The sequence below is a fragment of the Gracilibacillus caseinilyticus genome, assembly GCF_022919115.1.
Taxonomy (GTDB): domain Bacteria; phylum Bacillota; class Bacilli; order Bacillales; family Amphibacillaceae; genus Gracilibacillus; species Gracilibacillus caseinilyticus.
The window spans coordinates 3497708-3523845 of the sequence record NZ_CP095072.1 but is presented as its reverse complement, the minus strand read 5'-3'; the positions used below and the strand labels follow the sequence as shown (position 1 = coordinate 3523845).

Below are 26138 nucleotides of genomic sequence, written 5' to 3'. Positions count from 1 at the left end.
TAGCTTTGTGCTTATTTTGAAATATTTAATGTGCTAGGATACCGCTCCGGCCAACCACTTCGCGTCCTGCGGGAGTCTACGTGGTTGGCCTACGCTAATGTTTGGACTCTACAAAGGAATTGGAAGTTAGTACATTACGTATGACGCAATAAAGGAAAATCGTACGTTCGCAAACGGATAAGGTCCCAGGAAGAGATGATCCCGACTGGTAATTCTGCAGCAGAACCTGTTTCGGTAAGAAGAATCGCTTCTAATTTAATCCCTTTTTGTAAATGAGCTTGAAATAGTACTTCGACATCCATTACAGTAGCATCACTACCTACGATCGCGACATTTTCTTCTTTCGTGATTTCAAATAAATCGCCGATAGTCTGTTCCTTATCTTCTGGCAGCTGATCCATATGTCGGATAACAGTATTTGCAATTTCACCGTCTGTTAACAAGCCAACAAATTTATTCTCCTGATAAATGGGATATTGTGAGTAGCCTTTTTCCTGTAAACAGTCGAATAATTTGGGAACAGTTGACTTCAGTTCAAAAAATTCTACTGGTTTTGACGCGATTGTGACGGCTAATGGCGGCTCTGTCAGTATCGCTGCAAGCTGCTCTATTTCTTTTACTACTTGTTCGTGCGGCTCAGCTATGTAAAAATCTTCTTTGATTTTTCGATGGACCATGGCATTTCTTAATTTACTGCATTGCTTTAGTATATGATAATATTGTTCAATAACAGCATGGTGGTATTTGGCTTTGGTCAAGACTTCTGTGAATGATGAATGGTTGTTCTGTTCTTGTGCGTAATCACACAATTTATCGTGTATTTGATTAAAAGCAGCTTCGAATCGTGCAGATCGTGCTTCATCCATGATGTATTTCTCCTTTAATTGATTGCGAATTGTCAGAATAAAAAGGTTGTCATCTTTACTTGTTTAGTAATAAAATAAAAGTTATAGGTTATTTTGCCGAAAAATGATCGAATTCATACAAATAAGGAGTCTTTTTTTATGTCAGAGTATACGATAACTTATATCAAGAATGAAAATCCAAAAGAAAAACCACAATCTGATCAGCTTTCTTTTGGCAAATATTTTACAGATCACATGTTTATCCAAGATTATAATCCAGACCGTGGATGGCATAATCCGAGAATTGTACCATATCAGCCACTAACGCTTGATCCTGCAGCGATTGTTTTTCATTATGGTCAGACTGTTTTTGAAGGGTTAAAAGCATATCGTACGAAACGTGATAACATCCAATTATTCCGACCGGATAAAAATATGGAACGTTTGAATCGCTCGAACGATAGATTATGTATTCCACAGATCGATGAAGAATTTGCTATCGATGCGATTAAACATCTTGTACATATTGATCAGGAATGGGTACCGGATGCACCAGGTACATCTCTATATATCCGACCGTTCGTGATTTCAACAGAACCATATTTAGGTGTGTCACCATCTGCTACCTACCAATTTATTGTCATTCTTTCACCAGTTGGTGCTTATTATGAAGCAGGGATTAACCCAGTAAAAATTGCTGTCGAAAATCAATTTGTTCGTGCTGTACAAGGTGGAACAGGAGAAGCGAAAACGGCAGGAAACTATGCTTCCAGCTTGAAAGCTCAGGAAATTGTTTCAAAAGAAGGATATGCTCAAGTTTTATGGTTAGATGGTGTAGAGAAAAAATACATTGAAGAAGTCGGAAGTATGAATGTCTTCTTTAAAATAAATGGTGAAATTGTCACACCTGAACTGAACGGAAGTATCTTAGAGGGTGTCACTAGAAATTCCGTAATCCAAATGTTGAAACACTGGGATCTTCCTGTAACAGAACGAAAAATTACAATGGAAGAACTATATCAGCATTACCAGGATGGTGCATTAGAAGAAGCGTTCGGTTCCGGTACGGCAGCTGTTATTTCACCGATTGGTGAGCTTGCTTGGGAAGGTCACCAAATGGTTATCAATGAAAGTAAAACTGGTCCTATTGCGAAGCGTTTATATGAAACCTTAACCGGTATTCAGTATGGAACGGAAGATGACATTTTTAATTGGACGACAAAAGTTAGTTATAAATAGGCAATAACACTTGAGATTTACAAAGCTATTCACTATAATAACATTAGAATAAATAAAAAGTTATGACTAGAGCCAGTAGTGAGTGATATGATGAGAAGAGAATGGAATTCATTGGCTGAGAGATTCCATCATCCACTATCCTGATGAACCTACTCTAGGAACTGTTAAGGATAAACTTAAACGTTACTCTGCGTTAAAGAGTTGAGAGGATCATACCAAATGTATGATCAAATAAAGGTGGTACCGCGGGAAAGCTCTTTCGTCCTTTTTGATAAGGGATGGGGGAGTTTTTTGTTTGGTATGATGCAGATTTGACTATTTCAAATGAAGGCGTGGAAGTTATGGCAAAACAGCGGATTGTGGTGAAAATAGGAAGTAGTTCCCTCACCAATAAAAATGGTGGACTTGATTTGTTGAAATTAAAAGAACATACAGCAGCCATCGCAGCATTGAAAAAACAGCATTATGAAGTCATCTTAATCTCGTCTGGCGCGGTCTCTGCCGGATTTTATGATTTAGGATACCCGTCGAGACCAGTAACGGTATCAGGAAAACAAGCAGCTGCTGCAGTGGGGCAAGGGTTGCTCGTCCAGGCATATAACGATGCGTTCAAAGAATATGATATGGTTGCTGCTCAATTACTGTTAACAAAGGATGTTTTTTCAAATCAATTACAATACAGTAATGTGTATCAGACGTTAACGGAGCTGTTAAAGCGAGATGTGATTCCGGTTATTAATGAGAATGATACGGTTGCGATCGACGAATTAACCTTTGGCGATAATGACATGTTATCTGCTTTGGTAAGTGGGCTTGTGCATGCCGATTTCTTAATAATGCTGACGGATATCAATGGCTTATATGATAAGAACCCGAAAACTGATCCAACTGCTAATAAATATGAGCGACTGCCAATGCTAACGGCAGAGATTCTGCAACAAACGAAGCATGAAACTGGATCGAAAGTCGGAACAGGTGGTATGAAATCGAAATTGCTTGCTGCCAAAACCGCGTTATCGCTAGGAGTAAAAGTGTTTGTCGGAACAGGTTCTGGAAAGGATAAATTAATCCAGATAATGGAAGAACACGGAGATGGGACGTATATTGGCGAAGAACTGAGTAACAGTTACCGCAAACAAAAACAATGGATCGCATTTCATTCTAAAGTTTCTGGCAGATTGCACGTCGATCAAGGGGCAAGTGAGGCGATCCTTCATCATGGTAAAAGCCTGCTGCCAGCTGGAATCAAGTGGGTAGAAGGTGACTTTGAGATCGGTAATGTTGTAGATATTGTCTATAACGATCATATTATCGCGAAGGGGCAAGTAAACTATTCTGCAACCGAACTGATTCAATCTAAAGGAGAACAGAGTAAAGTCGCTATGAAGCAATCGGCCAGTAACAGGCCGGAAGCTGTTCATCGGGACAGACTCGTATTATCGATAGAGGAGGCATACAATTATGAGTGATTTATTAGAGAAAGCGCAACTTGTGCATGCGACAACAACAGACTTAGCATCCGCAAGTACAGCGCAAAAAAATGAAGCACTACGACTCATCTCAGAAGAATTACGTAATCAGAAAGAATTCATTATGGAAGAGAATAACCGTGATATCGAAAAAGGTCGCAGCAATGGTCTGCATGAGTCATTAATTGACAGACTTGTCCTAAATGAACAACGAATAGAAGAAATGGCGGATGCGATGCTGCAATTAGTAGAATTAGCCGATCCAGTTGGAGCTATTTTAGAAGAATGGTCAAGACCAAATGGTTTGAACATTCAAAAAATGCGTGTTCCTATTGGTGTAGTTGGTATGATTTATGAAGCTCGTCCAAATGTGACAGTAGATGCAGCCAGCCTATGTTTAAAAACAGGAAATGCTGTTTTGTTAAGGGGTAGCTCATCTGCTATTTATTCAAACATAGCTCTAGTCAACGTAATTCATGATGCTCTACGTCAATCGGCATTACCAAATGATGCTGTTCAATTGGTGGAGGATACCAGCAGAGCAACAGCTTCAGAAATGTTTAAGCTCAATAAATATTTACACGTGCTTATTCCTAGAGGTGGCAAAAAACTGATTGATACTGTCGTTGCGAACGCTTCTGTTCCAGTACTTGAAACAGGAGCAGGGAATTGTCATCTGTTTATCGACGAAACGGCACAAAAGGATATGGCCATCGAGATCGCGATCAATGCCAAAACTCAACGTCCTTCTGTCTGCAATTCGATCGAAACAATCTTGGTCGATCGAAATTGGGCAGATAAGTATATGACAGATCTTGTGACATCTCTGCAGCAAGCGGATGTGGAAATCCATGGGGATCGTTTCACACAGCAGGCTGCTGATCATGTAATTGCAGTAACGGACGAAGATTATGGTACGGAATATTTAGATAAAATCGTAGCAATCAAAGTCGTTGATAAGCTAGATGAAGCAATTGAGCATATTAATCATTACGGTACCAGTCATTCTGAATCGATTATTTCTGAAGATGAAGAACATGTTGTGACATTTATGAATCAAGTTGATGCTGCTGCAGTTTACCATAATTCTTCCACCAGATTTACCGATGGATTTGAATTCGGTTTTGGTGCGGAAATAGGAATCAGTACTCAAAAACTGCATGCCCGAGGGCCTATGGGACTAGAAGCCTTAACCTCTACAAAATATTTGTTACATGGTACTGGACAAATTAAGTAAATTATTTTTCTTTTGCAACAATTCCTGTATAATGGGGTTGGATATAAATATATGGTAAATAAAGGAGTATGAGACATGGCAAACACATTAATTTTTGGACACAAAAATCCGGATACAGATACGATCTGTTCAGCAATTGCTTATGCCGAATTAAAGACGGCTTTAGGGGAAGATGTAGAAGCTGTTCGACTTGGTGAAGTGAACGGGGAAACACAATTTGCTTTAGACTACTTTAAACAAGCAGCACCACGTATGGTGGAAAACGTGTCTGATGAAGTCGATCAGGTAATTTTGGTTGACCATAACGAAAGTCAGCAAAGTGCGGAAGATATTGATCGTGTTCAAGTATTAGAAGTAATTGATCATCACCGTATTGCCAATTTTGAAACAAATGATCCATTGTACTATCGTGCGGAACCAGTTGGCTGTACAGCGACTATTCTAAATAAAATCTATAAAGAACATAATGTAGAGATCAAAAAAGAAACTGCAGGCTTGATGCTTTCTGCTATTATTTCTGATTCTTTATTATTTAAATCTCCAACATGTACGGACCAGGATGTTGCAGCTGCTAAAGAATTAGCTGAAATTGCTGGTGTAGATGCGGATAGCTATGGTCTTGACATGTTAAAAGCTGGTGCTGATCTCAGCGATAAGACGCCCCAAGAATTAATTAGTCTTGATGCAAAAGAATTCGATATGAATGGTAACAAAGTAGAAATCGCTCAAGTCAACACGGTAGATATCAATGATGTCCTTTCATTGAGAAGCGAAATTGAGCCTGTTATTGAAAAAACAGTAGCAGACAAAGGCTTGAAGCTATTTGTATTTTTAATTACGGACATTTTAAATAACGATTCGGTTGTGTTAACAGTGGGTGAAGCTGGCGATAAAGTAGCAGAAGCATTTGATGTGACCTTAGATGATTCGACTGCTACTTTAAAGGGCGTAGTGTCTCGTAAGAAACAAGTTGTGCCAAATTTACAAAATATATTTTAATAAGACTGGTGAAAGAGGTATTATCATCGATAATACCTCTTTTTCACGAATAAGGGGATCCAGATGATTATCACTACAGCAGGTCGAACTACTGACATTTTTATCCGAGAAGCACAAGTATTAGCAGAGCAATATCACTTCCCATATGTCGAACGGAAAGGCGTATCGGTAGAGCAGTTAAAAAAGCGGTATCACACAGATGTGCTGGTGGTAGGGAAAAATCGATTAAACCTATCTCCTCAAGAACTGCAAACGGATGTCTTTTTTCATCCTAATATGGCAATGGTGCGGGCAAAACGGTTACTAAAAGGTGAAGGGGATCCATTTATTCAGGCAACAGGGCTAAGATCCGGAATGTCTTATTTGGACTGTACATTAGGTCTAGCGTCAGATGCAATCATCGCAAGTATTGCTGTCGGTCCAAGCGGTGTAGTGACAGGTGTGGAAGGAAGCTTTCCATTATATCTGTTAGTTAAGGAGGGGCTGCAACATTATCAATCTGCTAATGCGGCAATTAATACTGCTATGAAACAAATCGAAGTAAAGCATGCAATGCATTTACAATTTCTGCAGCACACGGAGACAAATGCTTATGATGTCATTTATTTTGATCCGATGTTCGAGGAAAGAATAGACACTTCCGATGGGATAAAAGGGTTGCGTTCCAGATCCATAACGGAAGCGATAACAGAGCATACGATAGCAGAAGCCAAACGTGTTGCACGAAAGCGGGTTGTATTAAAAGACCATTATAAAAGTAAGCGATTCGCTGAATTTGGATTTGAACAACAAATAAGGAAAACCGCTTTGTTTCATTATGGAGTTATCGATGTATACTAATCCAGTTCATTTGCAAGGGCTGTCATAATAGCGCCGATCGCTTGAATCCAGTTACCGATCGTATTTACATTTTCGGCTTGCTGCTTTAGTTGGGTAGACAGTGCTTGAAGGCTGTTTCCAATTACTTGCAATAAATTACCGTAGCCACTATACATGATTTCAGTGGACAATGGCTGTTGCCAAGTTTGAGTGAAACTGATCGAGCCGCCTAATGCCTGCATTAAATTACCTTGTGTATTGAGTTGGTTTTGCATGTACTCATCAATATTAAGCTGTAAGGCTGCAATTTCTGTAATGTTGCCGGCTGCTTGTATTTCATTCGCCATACTATCCCAATCAGTGATGGAAATCTCATCTACCTGTATCGCATTTCCTGTTGCTTGCATGACATTACCAATTAATTGAAGATTTTGCTGGAGATCTGTTGATAATTTAAATTCAGGCGTACTGCCAATCGCAGCTAAGACAGTGCCTGCTGCCTGCACCCAACCGCCTAATTGCTGCTGCTCTTTCGTAACCATGAATCTCACCTGCTTTTCATATACTGCTATTAGTTTATGTAATTCAACGATATCTGTTTAGAAAACAGAGTACATAACTTGATTGTGACAGCGTTTTCTTATAAGATGTACGTATCAATACATAGAGAGTGATGAGGAGTGGAGAAGATGGTCAAAGCAATTGAAGATGTTATGCCGCAAATTGCTTTTGGTGGCGATTACAATCCTGAGCAATGGGATGAATCTGTATGGTTAGAGGATGCGAAATTGATGCAAGAAGCTGGGGTCAACCTTGTTTCTGTTGCTATTTTCAGCTGGTCCGTAATCGAAAGGAAAGAAGGAGAATTTGATTTTCATTGGCTGGACCGTGTACTGGATATTCTACACGAACACGGTGTTGGCGTTTCGTTAGCTACAGCAACTGCTTCACCTCCTGCTTGGTTATCGAAAGACTATCCGGAAGTATTAGCGGTTCAAGCAAATGGTGTCCCCTATCAAATTGGTTCAAGACAGCACTATTCGCCCAATAGTAAGCGATTCCGTTATGCCGTTAAACGACTGGTAACCGAAATGGCCAATCGCTATAAAGATCATCCTGCATTAAAAATGTGGCATATCAATAATGAATATGCATGCCATCTCGCTGAATGTTACAGTCAAGAGAGCTTAGAAACATTCCGTGATTGGCTAAAAAATCGTTACGAGACGATAGAACAACTGAATCAAAAGTGGGGAACGAACTTTTGGAGTCAACGTTATAATGACTGGGATGAAATTCAATTTCCTGTTAATCTGCCAACTTTCTATAATCCGAGTCAACGATTAGATTACGAACGGTTTATGAACGACGCGATTTTTGATTTATATAAAATTGAGAAAGAAGTATTACGTGATGTAACACCAGAAGTACCGGTATTCACGAATTTTATGTATGAATTTAAACCGTTAAATTATTTCGAATGGGCAAAAGAAATGGATTTGGTTACTTGGGATTCCTATCCGGATCCAAGAGAAGGGAGACCATATCGACATGCCATGCATCACGATTTGATGAGAAGCTTAAAGAATGGACAGCCATTTTATCTAATGGAACAAGTGACCTCTCATGTTAATTGGCGAGATATCAACCTGACCAAGAAACCAGGCGAAATGCGTCTATGGAGTTATTCAACCGTAGCACGTGGTGGAGATGGCGTGATGTATTTCCAATGGCGTCAAGGAAGAGCAGGCGCTGAGAAGTTTCATGGTGCGATGGTTCAGCATTCGAATGATCCAAACAGCCGGGTCTACCAAGAGGTTAAACAGCTTGGTCAAGAGTTAAAGCAATTGGATGGCTTAGCAGGTGCCAGAGGTACGGCTAGAGTAGCCATTATTTTCGATTGGGAAAATTGGTGGGCTGTTGAGCATGAAGGAAAACCGCACAACAAATTATCTTATTTAGATCAAGTCTATTCATATTATCAGGTATGTTACGAACAAAATATCGCCGTTGATTTTGTTGAAACGACCAGTGACCTATCAACCTATCAAGTCATAGTGGCTCCGATGCTCTACATGATCCGCAATGGGGAAGAGAAGCATCTAGAGGAGTTCGTAAAAAATGGTGGCACACTAATTGTCAGCTTTTTCAGTGGAATTGTAGATGAGCAAGATCACATTCATTTAGGGGGATATCCAGCACCGCTTCGAAACCTGTTAGGTATGACTGTCGAGGAGTTTGCACCGATGGCAGATGACGAGACCAACAGAATCGTCGCCAATGGTGAGATTACTACTGTGGATACATGGGCGGATATTATCCGGTTAGAAGGTGCAAAAGCTGTCGCTCATTTTAAGGATAACTGGTATAAAGGCAAACCAGCAGTGACAATTCACCGCTATGGAAAGGGGAAATCCGTTTATATTGGAACAAATCTAGCAAGTGAATGCTTAGCCAGCTTATTGGCAGGTATATTCCAACAGTCAGACATTAAGGCACCGCTTGATGCACCGGAAAATGTGGAAATAGTCGAGCGTAAAAAGAATGAAAAAACCTTTTTGTTTATATTAAATTATAATGAAGATCCTGTCACTATTTCGCTGGAGCCGAACAAATTATACGAAAATTGTTTACAAAAAACAGATGTATCAGATGAAATAACGGTTAGTGGTACAGATGTAGCTGTCATAAGATTTTGAAAAATTGAGTAAATTTATTTTCTATTCTGCTTCTTTATGTTAGTATAAATTTAACAATTGAAGTAGGAAGGGTTCGTAGAATGAGTACAAAAGTCAATCCAATCCAAGTAAGAGATATCATTATAGCAAATCAAGTGTTAAAAGATGTCGTGGTGAAAACACCTCTACAACGTGATACAATATTATCGGATAAATATGATTGTAACGTATATTTAAAAAGAGAAGATTTACAAGTTGTCCGTTCGTTTAAGATTCGTGGAGCGTATAACTTAATGCAAGGATTAACAAAAGAAGAATTAGCTAATGGAGTTGTATGTGCCAGTGCGGGTAATCATGCACAAGGTGTAGCCTACTCTTGTAAAGCTTTAGGTGTTAAAGGTGTTATCTTTATGCCGAGTACGACACCTCGTCAAAAAGTAAACCGTGTCGAATTTTTCGGCGGTCCTTTTGTGGAAATCCGTTTAACTGGTGATACATTTGACGATTCCTTCGAAGAAGCAATGGAATATTGCAATCAGCACCAGTCATCCTTTATTCATCCATTTAATGATACGAGAACGATTACCGGACAGGGGACAATCGGTTTAGAGATTTTAGATGCAATGGAAGAACCTATTTCCCATGTTTTTATGGCAATCGGTGGTGGAGGATTAATTTCTGGTGTTGGATCCTACATAAGCAGTATTAGCCCTGATACAAAAATTATTGGTGTTGAACCACAAGGTGCAGCTTCGATGCAAGCAGCTTTAAATAAAGGCGAAATTGTTAAATTGGACAAAATCGATAAATTTGTTGATGGTGCAAGTGTGAAACAAGTCGGTGATATTTCGTTTGATATTGCCAAAGAATTTATTGATGACGTTGCTGTTGTGCCGGAAGGGAAGTTATGCAGTACATTGTTAGATCTTTATAACGAGAATGCCATTGTTGCAGAACCAGCAGGCGCTTTACCAGTTTCAGCTCTTGATTATTACCGGGAAGAAATCAAAGGTAAAAATATTGTTTGTGTGGTAAGTGGCGGTAATAATGACATTGATAGGATGCAAGATTTTAAAGAACGTTCCTTAATTTATGAAGGATTTAAGCATTATTTTATCGTTAATTTTCCACAACGTGCAGGTGCATTACGTGAATTCATGGATGATGTTCTCGGAAAAGAAGATGACATAACAAGGTTTGAATACACAAAGAAAAACAATCGTGATAGAGGACCTGTACTCGTTGGAATTGAATTAAAACATGCGGAAGATTATCATTTAATTATTTCACGTATGGAGAGTAAAGGCTTTACTTATATCGAAATCAATAAGGATGAGCAATTATTCCAATTGTTGATCTAAGTGAAAGGAAGCGGACAGTCGCTTCCTTTTCTTACACCTTAAGAAAGTAGATTTTAATGAAAATAGCAGAAGTAATCATGCTTAAGATGAAGTGTGAGTTCTTATAATACGGATTATGTAAAGTAGAACTGTCTGACATTGTGGTAATTTGGATAGACTTCATCTGCTTTGCAAAGCTCCGGAAATATGCTCCGCGTTTTGTGGGCACAGCCTCAGCTAGGGCTACTACTTGAACAACTTCTTTGCTGCCTTGTGCCGAGGAAGCTTGCTTTGAAGCAATACTAGTAGACACAGGCACAGAGGATCTTCAGCTCGCGCTGACGCATGAGGAGTCTCCGCATATTTCCTACGCTTAAGGGAAGTACCACAACAGCTAAAAGCAGTGGTGCTAGCATATGTTATTCTATCGAACGCTATTATTATACAATTATGGATGCGCTCAAAATCCTACCTCTTTCAAAAGTTGTAGAGTACCAACCCTAGCGTAGGCCAACCACGTAGACTCCCGCGGGATTGTGCAGGTGCTGAAAATCCACTTTGTGAAGTGCCCTTCTTCACAAAGTTAGCTTCAGCCGTGCCCCGCAGGACGCGGAGTGGTTGGGCGAAGCGGTATACTAGCACATACTCCATTTCAAAATGGTCGTATCGATAAATGGTCTAGCTAGTTGATATAATCCGTATTATAGGAAGCTGTGGATATTTTAGTTCATTACGACCAGGCGGCTTCCTAGCCTAGTTTTTAATACTTCTGAACAGGAGCGATGCAGTTGGATCGAGAGCTATATCAAGATTTAATGAAAGAAACGGATGAAGAATTGGCCATATTAGAGGGCAATCAGGCTGTGAACAAACAAATTTATACGGATTTAACATCAGATTTCGTCATCCAAAGTGAAAAATTTCTCAAAGACGATCTAATTATGATCCGTAAGCATCCCAGGTATATTGATTTTCCCAGACATTCACATGATTATATCGAAATGAATTATGTATTTCACGGTTCTTTTCAGCAGCAGGTAGCAGATAAGAAAATTAACTTGAAACAAGGCGATATTCTATTACTGAATCAGTACATCGATCATGAACTTTCTGCTTGTGGTAAGGAAGATATCGTCATCAATTTCATTATTCACCCAGCTTTTTTTGACTATATTCTTTCCAATTTATCGACGGGATTTATTCAAAGCCAGATGCTCCAATTTCTGATGAGCAGTATGTTTTCCTATAACCAGACAGCACAATTTCTTTTTTATCCAGTTGCAGAGTCAGAAAGAGTACAGGATATCATGGACCAGCTTCTTAAGGAAATGATGGAAGATTCTATCCTGTCCAAATCGAAAATAAAATTTTTGATGGGATTATTAATTTTAGAACTAGTTGAACAAACAAATCAGTTTGAGCAAGATCCTTCTCAAACTAATCATCAGTCGTTTTTGACAGAGGTGTTCCGCTATATTGAGGATAACTATCAGGATGCCAATTTAAATGCGCTGGCCAATAAATTAAACCAAACAGCCTATTGGGTCAGCAAACAAGTAAAAGCGATTACCAAACAGAACTTTAAAGACCTCGTTCAGGAAAAACGACTGTTAGTGGCCAAAAATTTATTAATGTACAGTGATCTCTCGATGCAAGCCATTGCGGAAGAAGTAGGTTATGAAAACATTAGCTATTTTTATCGGTTATTTAAACAAAAATATGGGAAGACTCCCAAAGCCTATAAGAAACAGTTGATGGAGGAATAACGAACAGCCATTACAGCTTATAGATTCTTATAATATAGATTATGTAAACTAGCTTAGTATTCATTTTGAAATGGTTCAAATGCTAGGAAACCGCTCCGGCCAACCACTTCGCGTCCTGTGGGGCACGGCTTCAGCTAACTTTGGAAAGAAAATTCTTTTCTTTCCAAAGTGGATCTTCAGCTCGTGCTGATCCCACGGGAGTCTATGTGGTTGGCCTGCGCTATTGTGTTTGCTCTACAACTAGTGTGACAGTTAGTATATGGAACGCTATTTACATATCATTCTAGAGATGTATAATGCCTAGCACCACCGCTTTTATCTGTTCCAATCGTTGTGGCTCTTTATTTAAGCATAGGAAATATGCGGAGACTCCCGTCAGATCAGTCGTGTCCGAAAATCCCGCAGGAAAGTGGGCTTCTAGTTGAGGCCGCCCTCACAGGACGCGGAACATATTTCCGGAGCTTTGCTAAGCAGATAAAACCTATCAAAATAACCCCCTTGTATTACAGTTCCACTTTACATAATCTATATTATAGCTAGTTAAAATATTAAGTAAAAGTCGTTTTTTCTTGATAAGTCGCGTACTTCTCAGGATGGGGTGTGGAACATGGGAGGGTGCCTTTTTTATTCAAAAATGCGAGAGAAATATCACCAGCCTTTTAACTGAAAAGCTATTTTAAAATCTTTATGGATAAATAGTGAATTGTATTGCCTTCAATGTTAATTAGAATTTGGAGATGGAGCTGAATCAAATGGATAGACTGGATTACATAAGAAGAGAAGAATTATCACGATAGTTTTTATAATCATTTTAAGCTGTTTGAAAAAGGATCTTGGTTAAGTAAACCAGTCCAGACAGTGATGAATCAATTGCCATTACTAAAAGATCAAGGATACGTCCGTGTATTAGATTTGGGTTGTGGAGTAGGAAGAAACAGTATTCCAATTGCCCAACGGTTAAACAAAGGAACAGTTGTCTGTGTTGATTTATTGCCATCTGCTATAGAAAAATTAGAATATTACAGTCATAAATTTGAAGTGGAAGAATTCATTGAATCAGTGAGGTCTGACATTGGCAATTATACAATTAATGAGAATGAATTTGATCTTATTATAGCAGTATCAAGTCTGGAACATCTTGTATCAGAAGATATTTTGGAAGAAGTGCTATAAAAGATGGCGGTAGGTACTAAAGTAGACGGTATTCATTGCATTATTGCAAACACGGAAGTAGAAGAAACACTTATGGAGACAGGAGAAAAGTTAGATCCTCTCATCAGAAAGTATGAAGAAGAAATTAAACAAAATCTACCATGAGGATTGGCAGATATTAAAAGAATCAGTAAGACCACTTGAATTTCAAATTGAAAGAAATAATCAACAAGTTTTATTAAGAACGAATGCACTTACGTTAGTTACGAGAAAGCAAGTTTAATAATTTATCATATACTGTATTATAAAAGGAGATAAATGATGGGTCTAATATTTATTTTCTTCAGTATATGGCTGTGCGTTTTTGAGATTGCAAGGCTATTTAGTGTATTGGGAGGTAAATGGTCTCCGTTTGGAAAACATATTGGAAGATTGACTTAGTAATTTGCGGTGCCCAGGCTCTATTCATCACTTTCATACTACTATTTTTATTGAATTCCTCTAAGTCTGCATAAAATTAAGAATGAAGAATACTTAGTTAATCCGGGGTGAATGGAAATGAGCGTTAAAGAATGGCGATACACAGACAGAGTGCAAAGAATCATAAGGCTGGCTGAGAAAGAAAGGGTAATGACAGAGTGCCAATTATTAAATCCTTTTCACTTATTATTAGGTAGTGTAAATGAAAGAAGTGGAGCGCTTGCTGAGGTATTTCTTACATGTGATTTTGATCTAATTCATTTGAGAAATGGCTCAAAGCTACTAGATGATATGTCAAAGAAGCCCTCAAATGATTATGAAGAAGGCGTTCTGATAACGAAGGATGTTCATCAAATATTTGACGAAGCAGTAAAGTATATGGAAAGATATCATCAAGTTTTTCTAAATGAAGGACACTTATTGAAAGCACTAATATTTTCTGCATTGTTCGATAATTTTTTAAGCGATGAAACTAGATCGATTATTGTTCGCAACCTTTCCAAACCACGAGATATGATAACCTCTCTCAGAGAATACCAATTTCCCGATAATTACTTGAAAACATAAAAAAGTTAACATCGAAGAATGATGAATATTTATATGATTTCATTAATAAAAATTTTGCCAAAGATTGGTTGAAGACAACTCAAAATGCTATAAAGCCTGGAAAAACAACTATATACATTGCTTTTGATGATCATGACGAAATAATTGGCTTTGCTGCTTACGACATTGTTAGGAAAAAAAAGGGACTATTTGGACCAATGGGTGTTTCCTCACAAAACAGAATAAAAGGAGTTGGTTTTTCTTTACTCCATCATTGTTTAAGAGATATATAACTATCAAACTCTATCTAAACTGTTCCAATCAGCTGGGTTTAATGTCAGACTAGTAGAGTATTGTGACGAAGAAGGTGAATTTCACTATCATGACTGGGATGAGAAAAAAGGACTCATCTTCCGTTCGAAAAAGTTTGATAAGCGAAATCAGGGTGAGCATCTGGTTAGTCCATTAATTTTAGATGCAAAGAAAGAATAACGAGTTGTATTGCTTTTAGATGTCAGATGTAATAGTGGTCAAATTTTGGAATGAATTACATCATCCAATTATAGTCTTTGTTAGATAAGGTTACATCTTAATTATTCGAACATTTCCTATCGAAAAGAGGTTTTGTTGATGAATGCTTCCTTTCTACTCCGATTCAAAGCTTTTATGATTGATTACATACTTATTCTTGTATATCTGGCTGTTCTCTTTATTATTAGTGTATATCTCTTTCCATCCTTGCAGCATTTCTTTCAGGGCTCACTACTAATGGCGCAATTTGCTGTTTTTTTGCTGGTGACTTTTCCTGTCTCACTCTATTTTATAATTAGTGATTCGAAGGTTGGTAAACAGTCCTACGGAAAAAGAAAAACAGGTATCCGGGTTGTTGGGAATAACGGAGAATCATTGTCACTACTGCATATAACTATAAGAACCTTGCTAAAGTTTTTACCTTGGGAGTTGTCGCATTTCCTGACTTATTGACTGATTTATATAGGGGATGGAGCAGTGCCTTTCGCTTACTATCTGATTGGCGGATTTATCTATGCGCTGATATTCACATATATATTGACAGCCATTTTTACCAAAAAGAAACAATCCTTGTATGATATTGTGGTAAAATCACAATTGATGAAGGGTTAATTGCATAGGGTGAGATTTTGATAGAGATAATTGGCATTAGTGTATTAGTGGTTTCAATAATATTTTTGCTCATTTTTTATTTGTTTGATTTTATAAAGCCAACCGTAATACAACTTCAGTTATTCGGTATGCACCTAACTGTTTCTGGAGGTTTTCTGTTACTGAAAAATTTCAACATAATTGGCTCACTATTAATGTTGATTGGTTTAATAATAGGTGTTAATAAAAGTGAATAAAAGTCAAGACCGTAAGATAGAACAATTATGATATAACATTCTTCAAGAAAATAGTACATTATTTAGTTTAGAGGTGAGCAAATGAATAAAACAAATCCTTTCGGTGAAACAATAAAAACAGAAGAAGAACTTCGATCACTAGTTGGTTTTCCAAGTGATTTAGTTAATAATAAAGTGATAAACCATTTAGATTCGAATTGTAAAGATTTTATTAGCAAATCACCTTTTCTGGTTATGGGTACTATGAACGAATCGGGTTTTAGTGATGCTTCACCCCGAGGGGATGAGATCGGTTTTGTCAAAGTATTAGATGAAAAACATCTTATCATTCCGGAACGTCCAGGAAATAAGAGAATAGACTCCATGCGAAATATTTTATCACATCCCGCTATCAGTTTGATTTTCTTTATTCCAGGATTAGGAGAAACCTTAAGAGTAAACGGTAAAGCAACATTAGTAACAGACGAAGTATTACTCAACGAGATGAAGTGTCGTGGAAAAAGCCCGATCCTTGGTATTGGAGTGGAGGTAGATGAATGTTTTATTCATTGTGCGAAAGCATTAATCCGTTCTAAGTTATGGAATCCAGAGACTTGGCTGGATAGAACAACATTACCCTCTGCTGCAAAAATAGTTTCCGAACATGCTAAGCTTCCGGGCATGACGGAAGAATCTATCTCTAACAGATTGCAAATAAGTTATACAAATAAATTATATTAATAGGAAAACAGGACTTTTTTGTTTCATACCAATTGATTTAATCTGTGATGAAACATTAATAGTAGTGATTAACTAATCAAATGTAAAAACATAGAAAAACAAAGAAAGTTCAGTATTTGATGGGCATTTTATATCTGGAATTTTTACAAAACACTAACATTTAATAGAATCATATTCTCAATTTTTCCTTTCAATCCCTTATTAGGATGGGATTTCCTCCGTTAATTCTATTTTTTATCAAAATGAAAATAGAAATTAATAATGGCTTTACAAGTACTCGTTACACTGTAATTGTAAAACAAAAAGGAGGAAATCAAGTTGAAAAAAATATTCTATTCTATTATCCTTTGTAGTTTGGTCACAGTATTAGCGAGTAATGTATTTCTAGGTACATCAAAATTAGAAGCTTCAGAAAAATCTGCAGCAGCTTCAGAAGTACAGTTAAATGTTATGACGTATAACCTAAGGTATTTAAATGACAGTGACCCGTCGCCACATACTTGGGAAGAGAGACTTCCGGCTATTAAAAAACTTATACGAAAAAATCACCCAGACATTATAGGCACTCAAGAGGCAGTCTATCAGCAAATAACGGATTTAGAAAAAACGTTAAATCATTACAGTTGGATTGGATTAGGGCGAGAAGGAGGAAGTAGAAGTAAAGGAGAGTATTCAGCTATATTTTATAATGAACATCGCTATATTCCTCTAGAGTATGATCATTTTTGGTTATCAGATACGCCAGATGTTATAGGCTCAACAAGCTGGGGAAACAGTATACCGCGTATGGTTACTTGGGCAAAATTCTTTGATCAAGAGAGCAAACAAAGCTTCTATGTAGTGAACACTCATTTCGATCACCAATCTGCAAACGCTAGAGAAAAGAGTGCGGTATTGATCAATGAAAAGATAAAAGAATTCGACCCAGAACTGCCAGTATTGTTAACTGGAGATTTTAACGCAAGTCCTGATAGCATTCCATATGAGACGCTGACAAGTGAAGGTGCTTTCGACGATTTACTTAAAACGGCAAATGTCACCATTAATGAAAATCTCGGTACTTTCAACGGTTTCGATGATAGAACAGGCGGAGGTCCTGATAGCCGCATAGATTGGGTATTGGGCAAGGGGAACATATTCACACATAAAACGAAGATCATCAACGATTATAAAAATGGACAATTCCCAAGTGATCATTATCCAGTAATCTCAAATCTAACAATATCCTATTAAATAGCAGAAAGAGAGACAATCAACCAGTAGCTTGTCTCTCTTTTTTAGTAGCCAGAAAGATGAATAAGGTACAATTATTAAAAAATAGAGTTTAGTAAGACTTCTTATATACTTTGGCAAAAAAACGAGTGGGTTTTTAATGCAAATCCTGGTAATTTGAAGGGCGTTGCAAAAAAAGACAATAATAAAATAATTTTCGATATTAAATCTTATTTCTCATTCGTTTATGATTAATGTATAAACCGCTTTCATAAAGGAGTGAACCTATTGCAAAAATGTAATTTAGCTGTTGATATCGGTGCTTCCAGTGGTCGGGTTATTGCTGGTTATCTTGAGAATAATCAGCTGTTGCTTGAAGAGATTCATCGGTTTGACAATAATATGATCAAAAAAGATGGACACCTGTGTTGGGATATTGACCGATTATTTAGCGAAATTAAAACAGGTCTAAGAAAGAGTGTTGAAATGAAGTATCAGCCTCAGACTGTCGGGATTGATACATGGGCAGTTGACTTCGTCCTTTTAGATGAGCAGAAAAACAGAATTACTGACGCTGTTGCTTATCGCGATCATCGAACAGATGGATCCATGGAGAAAGTGTTTCAGCGCATTGATCAGCAAGAAATATACCAACAAACAGGGATTCAGTTTCAACCCTTTAATACAATCTATCAGTTGCATGCGTTAAAGCAGGAAAGTCCTGAAATTTTTGATAAAGCAGCCTATTTTTTAATGGTGCCTGATTATCTGCATTATTTACTAACAGGAAAAATAACGAACGAATATACCAATGCAACAACTACTCAGTTATTGAATGCAGGTACCCAACAATGGGAAAAAGCATTTCTTGAGAAGATCGGAATACCAGATAAGCTATTTTCCGAACCGACGATGCCGATGCAGTCGATCGGCTCCCTTACCGATGAACTGCAGAAAGAACTTGGTTTTAATCTAGATGTTGTATTACCTGGGACACACGATACTGCATCTGCAGTTGTATCCGTACCAGCACAAGATACGATTTACATTAGTTCAGGTACTTGGTCGTTAATGGGTGTGGAGCATGATTCACCAATCAGTTCACCACAAGCGTTTCAGTATAATTTCACTAATGAAGGTGGAGCAAGCGAGAACATTCGCTTTCTGAAAAACATTATGGGGCTTTGGATGATACAAGAGGTTAGAAGGGAATATAACGAACAGTACAGCTTTGCCGAGTTTGTTGAGCTCGTTGAACAGGAAGCGAATTTCACTTCGAAGGTCGATGTCAATGATCAGCGATTCTTAAGCCCTGAGAGTATGAAACAAGTTATTCAAGAGTACTGCCAGGAGACTAATCAGCAGCTACCAGAAACACCAGGACAATTTGCAAAGTGTATTTATGACAGTTTAGTTGAATGTTATGATGAAACCGCTAAAGAAATTGAAGAACTAACAGGCAAAACCTACAACTCTATTCATATCATTGGCGGTGGAAGTAAAAATAATTACATGAATAAAAAATTAGCAGAAGTTTCTGGTAAATCTATTTTCACAGGACCATCCGAAGCAACGGCAATTGGTAATTTAATTGCTCAAATGTTAGCGACTGGACAATTACCAACGATAGAAGCATCCAAAGAGATTATCAATAATTCATTTGATATTCAAAAATTTTAATGAAGAGGTGACGATAATGAGCGTAAAAGAAAATTTCGAAAGAGCAAAAGCACAATATGAAAAATGGGGAGTATCTGTAGAAGATGCGTTTGCCAAACTAAAAAAGGTACCGATTTCGATCCATTGCTGGCAAGGCGATGACATTGGCGGATTTGAAGTAGATCAGCAAGAATTATCAGGTGGAATTGATGTAACAGGAGATTATCCTGGAAAAGCAACAACTCCTGAAGAGTTACGTAGTGACTTGGAGAAAGCGTTATCGCTTATTCCTGGTAAGCACAAGATAAATCTGCATGCTATTTATGCAGAAACAAATGGACAAGTGGTTGATCGGAATGAATTGGAACCTAAACATTTTGAGAACTGGGTAAAGTGGGCAAAAGAAAACGATTTAGGACTTGATTTTAATCCGACTTTATTCTCACACCCTAAGGCAGCAGACGGCTTAACATTAGCTCATCCAGATAAAGAAATTCGTGATTTCTGGATCCAGCACTGCATTCAATCACGCAAAATTGGCGAATATTTTGCTCGCGAATTAGGTCAGCCCGCTTTAAATAATATTTGGATTCCAGATGGGTATAAAGATATTCCTAGTGACCGGTTAACACCGCGTAAGCGTTTAAAAGATTCATTAGATGAAATTTTTGCTGCAGATGTGGATGAATCATTAAATATCGATGCGGTGGAAAGTAAACTGTTCGGTATTGGTTCAGAAGCTTATGTAGTTGGTTCCCATGAGTTTTATATGAGCTATGCAATGAAAAATAATAAATTGTGCTTGCTAGATTCCGGACATTACCATCCAACAGAAGTTATTTCAAACAAAATTTCATCATTACTATTATTTAGCGATAAACTTGCATTGCACGTATCACGTCCAGTTCGTTGGGACAGTGACCATGTAGTAATTCTTGATGATGAATTGCGCGAAATCGGTTTAGAGATTGTTCGCAACGATGCATTGGATAAAGTCATGATCGGGCTGGATTTCTTCGATGCCAGTATCAATCGTGTAGCGGCATGGACAATCGGAACACGTAATATGATCAAATCATTATTATATGCACTATTATTACCTAATGAACATTTAAAACAGTTACAAGAAGAAGGTAACTTCACAGATCGCCTTGCCTTAATGGAAGAATTTAAAACCTATCCATTCGGTGCGATTTGGGATCATTATTGTGAGCAAATGGGAGTTCCGGCTCAAGAGAACTGGTTACAAGAAGTAAAAGAATACGAAGAAAACGTTTTATCTAAGCGTAACAGCTAATAATAAACGGTAATCGTCTTTGTTTGTGTTGATTTATTTTTGGTTTGTAGTATAATAAAAACAGAAACAACCAACTAAATCAAACAAAACAAAGATGGCTAGGGGAGGAAATTTCATTGGTACAAAACAAATGGGACGATAGTCAAGTAACACAAGGAGAAGGGTTAGAAACACTAGTATACCGTTCTAATCTTCTAGGATCAGATCGCGCAGTAGTCAATATCGGTGGAGGTAATACGTCTTCTAAAACAATCGAAAAGGACTTTAAAGGGGACGACATCGAAGTTATGTGGGTGAAAGGTAGCGGATCTGATTTAGCTACGATGAAATCTCACAATTTCACTGGTTTAAAACTAGATGATATTCGTCCATTACTAGAAAGAGAAGACATGTCTGATGAAGAAATGGTGGAATATCTATCACATTGTATGATTGATGCCAAGCATCCACGTTCTTCGATAGAAACATTACTTCATGCATTTCTACCATTTAAGCAAGTAGATCATACGCATCCAGATGCGATTATCAGCATTGCTTGTGCAGATAACGGAAAAGAAATTGCAGAAGAAATCTATGGAGATCGATTTGTATGGGTACCGTACATCCGTCCTGGTTTCAAATTATCTAAAATGATTGCTGAAGGTGTAAAGAATAACCCGAATGCTGAATTAGTTATCATGGAGAAACATGGACTGGTTACATGGGGCGAAACATCGACAGAAAGCTACAATAAAACAATTGAAGTGATTAACGAGGCTGAAAGCTTTATTAATCAAAAAGCAGAGGACCAGGCACTGTTTGGTGGTGCAAAATACCAGTCACTATCTGATGATGAAAGAAAAAATCTTTTTGCAGAAATCATGCCAGTCATTCGTGGACAAGTTAGCAATGATAAGAAAATGCTTACGACTTACAATGATGATACCAAAGTATTAGAATTTGTTAACAGTCATGATGCAGAAGAGCTTTCCCAAGTTGGCGCAGCATGCCCGGACCACTTAGTCCATACAAAACGTGTACCGTTATTCATTGATTGGGATCCACAGTCCGGTGATATTAATACACTAAAAGAACAAATCAAAACAGGAGTAGCAGCGTATAAAGAAGAGTATGTTGCTTACTTTGAAAGAAATAAGAGTGAAGGCGATCAAATCGTAGAAACAGCTCCACGTATTATTCTAATTCCTGGTTTAGGTATGGTGAATACCGGTAAGGATTGGAAGTCAGCAAATATTAGTGAACAATTGTATCATCGCGCTATAGCGGTAATGAGCGGTGCGACAGTTCTTGGTAACTTTGTGTCACTAAATGAAGAGGAATCCTATTTGATCGAATACTGGCCATTAGAATTATATAAATTAAGCTTAGCTCCGCCAGAAGCAGAATTTTCTCGTCAAATAGCATTTGTAACAGGTGGTGCTGGTGGAATCGGTTCTGCTACTACGTATCGTTTGCTTAATGAAGGTGCACACGTTGTGATTGCTGATATTAACTTAGAAGGTGCAGAAAGCCTTGCAAATGAAGTAAACGAAAAGTACGGAGCAAACCGAGCACTTGCGGTAAAGATGGACGTAACAAAAGAAGAAGAAGTGCAGGAAGCATTAGCGACTTCTATCCGACAGTACGGGGGAATTGATATTTTAGTGAACAACGCTGGATTAGCTAGCTCTGCACCATTTGAAGAAACAACAATGGATCAATGGAATCTAAATATCAACGTATTAGTAACTGGTTATTTCCTTGTTGCACGTGAAGTATTCAAGCTAATGAAGGAACAAGAAATCGGTGGAAGCATGGTATTTATCGGTTCTAAGAACTCCATTTATGCCGGAAAGAATGCAGCAGCATACAGTACAGCAAAAGCTGCTGAGGTTCACTTAGCAAGAACAATTGCAGCAGATGGTGGTTCACTTGGAATCCGTGTTAATTCCGTATTACCAGATGCCGTTATCCGTGGATCTAAGATTTGGGATTCATCCTGGAAGAAAGAGCGTGCTTCTTCTTACGGGATTGGTACAGATGATTTAGAAGAGCATTATCGTAAACGTACGATTTTAAACGTGAATATTTTACCAGAGGATATTGCAGAATCAATTGCATTCCTAGCATCCTCCAAAGCAGCCAAAACAACTGGTTGTATGGTAACGGTTGATGGTGGGGTCGCAGCAGCCTTCACTAGATAATGTGAGACTGTACTGTCTTACTAAACAGTTAGCCCAGGATAATGATTGGAAATGGATAAACCCTCTTTAGGAGGGTTTATCCATTCTCTTATTAGCGGATAGCTGTTAAAATAGATTGCAAGAGGATTGCGATGTTCCTAAAAGGGGAGTATACAAAATGAAAGTATCATTTTTCATCACATGTTTAGGGGATATGTTCTATGTCAATGCAGGCAAAGCTGCTGTCGAATTATTAGAACATCTTGGATGTGAGGTTGATTTTCCTAGAACACAAACGTGTTGCGGTCAGCCTGCTTATAACAGTGGTTATCAGAGAGAAACAATAGAAGTGGCAAAGCATTTGGTCGAAACATTTGAACATGCTGAGTATGTTGTCGGTATCTCTGGCTCATGTGTTTACATGATTCACGAATATGTGCACTTATTCGAAGAAGGTTCTGAATGGCAGCAACGAGCAATCAAATTAAAAGAAAAAACATATGAATTAACACAATTTATTGTGGACCTACTTGGAGTAGAGGATGTAGGCGCCAGTTACGATGCGGTTGCAACCTACCACACATCTTGTCACATGACACGGTTATTAAAGGTGAACGAAGCACCATTTCGCCTTTTAAACAATGTCAAAGGGTTAGAGATGATTGATTTACCTAACCGTCATGATTGTTGTGGATTTGGGGGAACTTTTTCCGTGAAGATGAGTGATATTTCGGAGCAGATGGTCGACGAAAAAGTACATCATATTGAAGAAACGAAGGCGAATTTATTATTAGGTGCGGATGGCAGTTGTCTGATGAATATCGGAGGAAGATTGTCTCGTAACGGAAGTCCGGTAGAAGTAAAACATATTGCAGAAATATTAAATAGCAGAGGTGACGTATAATGCCGATGCACATTGGGGAAAAAGACTTTAAAAAAAGGGTAACAAAAGGAATTGAAGATGATTTCATGCGTGGTGCTGTTCGCTCGGCTCAAGGAAGACTAAGAGACAAAAAGGCAACCGCGTCAGAAGAATTAGGTGATTGGGAAGACTGGAGAACACTTGGATCGGAAATACGCAGTCATACGATTGAGCATTTAGATTACTACTTGCACCAGTTAAGCGAGAAAGTCGCTGAGTTGGGTGGACATGTCTTCTTTGCGGAAACTGGCGAAGAGGCAAATGAATATATCAAAAAAATTGCCAAAGAGAAAGACGCAAAGAAAATTGCGAAATCCAAATCAATGGTAACCGAAGAAATCTCGATGAATGAAGCATTGGAGGAAATAGGTTGCGAAGTAATTGAAACCGATTTAGGAGAATACATTCTGCAAATCGACGATCACGATCCACCATCCCATATCGTTGCACCAGCACTGCACAAAAATAAAGAGCAAATCCGTGATGTATTCAAGGAAAAATTAAGCTATTTAAAATCTGAAAAGCCGGAAGAATTAGCGTTATTTGCACGTGAAAAACTTCGTGAAGAATTTTTAGAGGCGGATCTAGGTATTACCGGCTGTAACTTTGCAGTAGCGGAATCCGGCTCCTTTGCATTAGTAACCAATGAAGGAAATGCTCGGATGGTGTCTACACTTCCGAAAACACAAATTACTGTAATGGGGATGGAACGAATTGTCCCAGGCTGGGAAGAGTTAGATATTGTGGTCAGTTTATTAACACGAGCAGCAGTTGGTCAGAAGCTGACAAGTTATATTACTGCATTAACTGGTCCGAAACAAGAAGGGGAAGCAGACGGTCCTGAAGAATTTCACCTTGTCATTGTAGATAATGGCCGTTCCAAAATTTTAGGGACAGAATTTCAGGAAGCGTTGCATTGTATCCGCTGTGCAGCCTGTATCAATGTTTGCCCCGTTTATCGCCATGTCGGCGGGCATGCATATGGTTCAATTTATCCGGGGCCAATTGGTGCCGTGTTATCGCCGTTATTATCGGATTATGATGAGTACAAAGAATTGCCTTATGCTTCTTCCTTATGCGGAGCATGTACAGAAGCTTGTCCTGTAAAAATTCCATTACATGAACAACTGATTATGCACCGAAAAAAAATTGTCGAAGAGGAAAAACGAACACCGTTGGCAGAGCGTTTTGTTATGAAAGGTTTTGAACAAGTGATGCATTCCGCCAATTTTTATCGAACAGCGACCAAAATGGCGCCATTTCTCACGACACCTTTTGCCAAAAATAATGTAATCTCCAAAGGACCTGGGCCATTGAAGCATTGGACCCATGCCAGAGATTTTCCAATGCCAGCAAATGAACGATTCCGAGACTGGTTTGCTAATCGCGAGAAGCGGGGTGACAAAAATGCCTAAAGGAAGTATTACAAATCGAGACTCATTTTTGGCTAATGTCCGTGAAAAAATTGGAGGTATTTCAGCTGATAAGCCGATCGAGAAACCTCAGTGGTCTGTAACCCCTCAAAAGAACGTGCTAGTGGGATATGATCAGGATCAATTAGTAACAGTATTGCGAGAGCAATGCAAGGAAATTCACACTGACTTTTTTCAAACAACTACAAACGATTTAGCAGATACGATTTCATCTATTATGGAGCAATATGCATCGTCATCAGTTATATATCCGGATGATTCTCGATTTACTAATGTTGGACTAGACAAGTATATGGAAGAACTAGATTCCTGCAAATGGGATAATCAGGATAGAAATGGATCTGTAGAATTTGCGGAAAAAGCAGATGTCGGGATTACGTTCAGTGATATGACATTGGCTGAATCAGGAACGGTCGTTTTGTTAAATGAGAAATTCCAAGGACGTTCGATCAGCTTACTCCCGACGAACTATGTTGCAATTGTGCCAAAGTCTTCGATTGTGAAACGAATGACACAAGCTACCGATTTGATTCATGAGTTAGCCGAAGATGGAAAAGATATTGCATCCTGCATTAACTTCATCACTGGTCCGAGTAATAGTGCGGATATTGAGATGAACTTAGTGGTTGGTGTACATGGGCCGATTCACACTGCATATATTGTAGTAGATGATTTATAAAATATCGTAGAGCAGTCCTCTTTGAAGCTGAAGAAGACTGTTCTTCTTTTATGGCAGGAGCAATTGCCTATACATAAGCGTTATATTTGGATTAATGTTTGATGA

At 38.2% G+C, this 26138-nt stretch carries 24 protein-coding genes, 1 pseudogene and 1 other annotated feature; of the genes and pseudogenes, 23 read left to right on the top strand and 2 right to left on the bottom strand.

Going from position 1 to position 26138, the window contains the following annotated elements:
* Window positions 1–134: 134 nt before the first annotated feature.
* A complete protein-coding gene (locus tag MUN88_RS16845) occupies window positions 135–866 on the bottom strand; it encodes a CBS domain-containing protein (RefSeq protein WP_244717098.1) in 732 nt (243 codons plus the stop codon).
* Window positions 867–1004: 138 nt separating this feature from the next.
* Here MUN88_RS16845 and MUN88_RS16840 point away from each other — a divergent pair, with 138 nt between their 5' ends.
* From MUN88_RS16840 to MUN88_RS16820, 5 genes are all read left to right on the top strand, one after another.
* A complete protein-coding gene (locus tag MUN88_RS16840) occupies window positions 1005–2084 on the top strand; it encodes a branched-chain amino acid aminotransferase (protein WP_244717096.1) in 1080 nt (359 codons plus the stop codon).
* Between the two features lie 53 nt (window positions 2085–2137).
* Window positions 2138–2354: a binding site (T-box leader), on the top strand.
* A 71-nt stretch (window positions 2355–2425) separates the two neighbouring features.
* Entirely contained in the window at window positions 2426–3553 is a 1128-nt protein-coding gene (gene proB, locus MUN88_RS16835; protein ID WP_244717094.1) for a glutamate 5-kinase, read from the top strand.
* Complete coding sequence (locus MUN88_RS16830) at window positions 3546–4790, top strand: glutamate-5-semialdehyde dehydrogenase (RefSeq protein WP_244717092.1); 1245 nt, start codon at window positions 3546–3548, stop codon at window positions 4788–4790. Before proB ends, MUN88_RS16830 begins: the two co-directional genes overlap by 8 nt.
* Window positions 4791–4865: 75 nt before the next feature.
* Window positions 4866–5789 (top strand): manganese-dependent inorganic pyrophosphatase, encoded by a 924-nt coding sequence (locus tag MUN88_RS16825; protein ID WP_244717090.1) that lies wholly within the window; start codon window positions 4866–4868, stop codon window positions 5787–5789.
* Between the two features lie 63 nt (window positions 5790–5852).
* Window positions 5853–6629, top strand: a complete 777-nt coding sequence (locus MUN88_RS16820; RefSeq protein WP_244717088.1) for a class I SAM-dependent methyltransferase — start codon at window positions 5853–5855, stop codon at window positions 6627–6629.
* Here the strand turns inward: MUN88_RS16820 and MUN88_RS16815 are convergent.
* Window positions 6626–7150, bottom strand: coding sequence for a DUF6944 family repetitive protein (locus MUN88_RS16815; protein ID WP_244717086.1), 525 nt, complete (start codon window positions 7148–7150; stop codon window positions 6626–6628). The two genes, MUN88_RS16820 and MUN88_RS16815, sit on opposite strands and share 4 nt — an antisense overlap.
* 147 nt (window positions 7151–7297) lie before the next feature.
* Between MUN88_RS16815 and MUN88_RS16810 the strand changes: the two genes are divergently transcribed.
* The 18 genes and pseudogenes from MUN88_RS16810 (at window position 7298) to MUN88_RS16740 (ending at window position 26033) form a co-directional block, all read left to right on the top strand.
* Window positions 7298–9307 (top strand): beta-galactosidase, encoded by a 2010-nt coding sequence (locus tag MUN88_RS16810; protein WP_244717084.1) that lies wholly within the window; start codon window positions 7298–7300, stop codon window positions 9305–9307.
* An 80-nt stretch (window positions 9308–9387) separates the two neighbouring features.
* Window positions 9388–10647, top strand: coding sequence for a threonine ammonia-lyase IlvA (ilvA, locus tag MUN88_RS16805; RefSeq protein ID WP_244717082.1), 1260 nt, complete (start codon window positions 9388–9390; stop codon window positions 10645–10647).
* Between the two features lie 761 nt (window positions 10648–11408).
* Complete coding sequence (locus tag MUN88_RS16800) at window positions 11409–12392, top strand: AraC family transcriptional regulator (RefSeq protein ID WP_244717080.1); 984 nt, start codon at window positions 11409–11411, stop codon at window positions 12390–12392.
* Between the two features lie 861 nt (window positions 12393–13253).
* A complete protein-coding gene (locus MUN88_RS21905) occupies window positions 13254–13565 on the top strand; it encodes a class I SAM-dependent methyltransferase (RefSeq protein WP_369810001.1) in 312 nt (103 codons plus the stop codon).
* A 3-nt stretch (window positions 13566–13568) separates the two neighbouring features.
* Window positions 13569–13709 (top strand): hypothetical protein, encoded by a 141-nt coding sequence (locus MUN88_RS21900; RefSeq protein WP_369809896.1) that lies wholly within the window; start codon window positions 13569–13571, stop codon window positions 13707–13709.
* Window positions 13710–14102: 393 nt separating this feature from the next.
* Window positions 14103–14591: a Clp protease N-terminal domain-containing protein gene (locus MUN88_RS16790; RefSeq protein WP_244717078.1), complete on the top strand. Its 489-nt coding sequence runs from the start codon at window positions 14103–14105 to the stop codon at window positions 14589–14591.
* 68 nt (window positions 14592–14659) lie between these two features.
* Window positions 14660–14863, top strand: coding sequence for a GNAT family N-acetyltransferase (locus MUN88_RS21895; protein WP_369809895.1), 204 nt, complete (start codon window positions 14660–14662; stop codon window positions 14861–14863).
* Window positions 14856–15062, top strand: a pseudogene (locus tag MUN88_RS16785) (class I SAM-dependent methyltransferase); the annotation flags it as partial. The gene MUN88_RS21895 and the pseudogene MUN88_RS16785, both read left to right, overlap by 8 nt.
* Before the next feature lie 138 nt (window positions 15063–15200).
* Entirely contained in the window at window positions 15201–15554 is a 354-nt protein-coding gene (locus MUN88_RS16780; RefSeq protein WP_369809894.1) for an RDD family protein, read from the top strand.
* A 24-nt stretch (window positions 15555–15578) separates the two neighbouring features.
* A complete protein-coding gene (locus MUN88_RS21675; protein ID WP_256463971.1) occupies window positions 15579–15713 on the top strand; it encodes a hypothetical protein in 135 nt (44 codons plus the stop codon).
* Between the two features lie 317 nt (window positions 15714–16030).
* Window positions 16031–16669 carry a pyridoxamine 5'-phosphate oxidase family protein gene (locus MUN88_RS16775; protein WP_244717076.1) on the top strand — a complete coding sequence of 213 codons (639 nt, stop codon included), beginning with the start codon at window positions 16031–16033 and terminating at the stop codon, window positions 16667–16669.
* Window positions 16670–16987: 318 nt separating this feature from the next.
* Window positions 16988–17902: an endonuclease/exonuclease/phosphatase family protein gene (locus tag MUN88_RS16770; RefSeq protein ID WP_244717074.1), complete on the top strand. Its 915-nt coding sequence runs from the start codon at window positions 16988–16990 to the stop codon at window positions 17900–17902.
* Window positions 17903–18160: 258 nt separating this feature from the next.
* The gene (gene rhaB / locus MUN88_RS16765; protein WP_440136855.1) at window positions 18161–19561 is read left to right on the top strand and encodes a rhamnulokinase; all 1401 of its coding nucleotides are present in this window, start codon (window positions 18161–18163) and stop codon (window positions 19559–19561) included.
* 16 nt (window positions 19562–19577) lie between these two features.
* A complete protein-coding gene (gene rhaA / locus MUN88_RS16760; protein ID WP_244717070.1) occupies window positions 19578–20837 on the top strand; it encodes an L-rhamnose isomerase in 1260 nt (419 codons plus the stop codon).
* A 116-nt stretch (window positions 20838–20953) separates the two neighbouring features.
* Window positions 20954–23020, top strand: coding sequence for a bifunctional aldolase/short-chain dehydrogenase (locus MUN88_RS16755; protein ID WP_244717068.1), 2067 nt, complete (start codon window positions 20954–20956; stop codon window positions 23018–23020).
* Window positions 23021–23177: 157 nt separating this feature from the next.
* Entirely contained in the window at window positions 23178–23903 is a 726-nt protein-coding gene (locus MUN88_RS16750) for a (Fe-S)-binding protein (protein ID WP_244717066.1), read from the top strand.
* Window positions 23903–25336, top strand: a complete 1434-nt coding sequence (locus MUN88_RS16745) for a LutB/LldF family L-lactate oxidation iron-sulfur protein (protein WP_244717064.1) — start codon at window positions 23903–23905, stop codon at window positions 25334–25336. The genes MUN88_RS16750 and MUN88_RS16745 overlap by 1 nt, the downstream gene beginning before the upstream one ends.
* Window positions 25329–26033: a LutC/YkgG family protein gene (locus MUN88_RS16740; protein ID WP_244717062.1), complete on the top strand. Its 705-nt coding sequence runs from the start codon at window positions 25329–25331 to the stop codon at window positions 26031–26033. Before MUN88_RS16745 ends, MUN88_RS16740 begins: the two co-directional genes overlap by 8 nt.
* The last annotated feature ends 105 nt before the right edge of the window (window positions 26034–26138 follow it).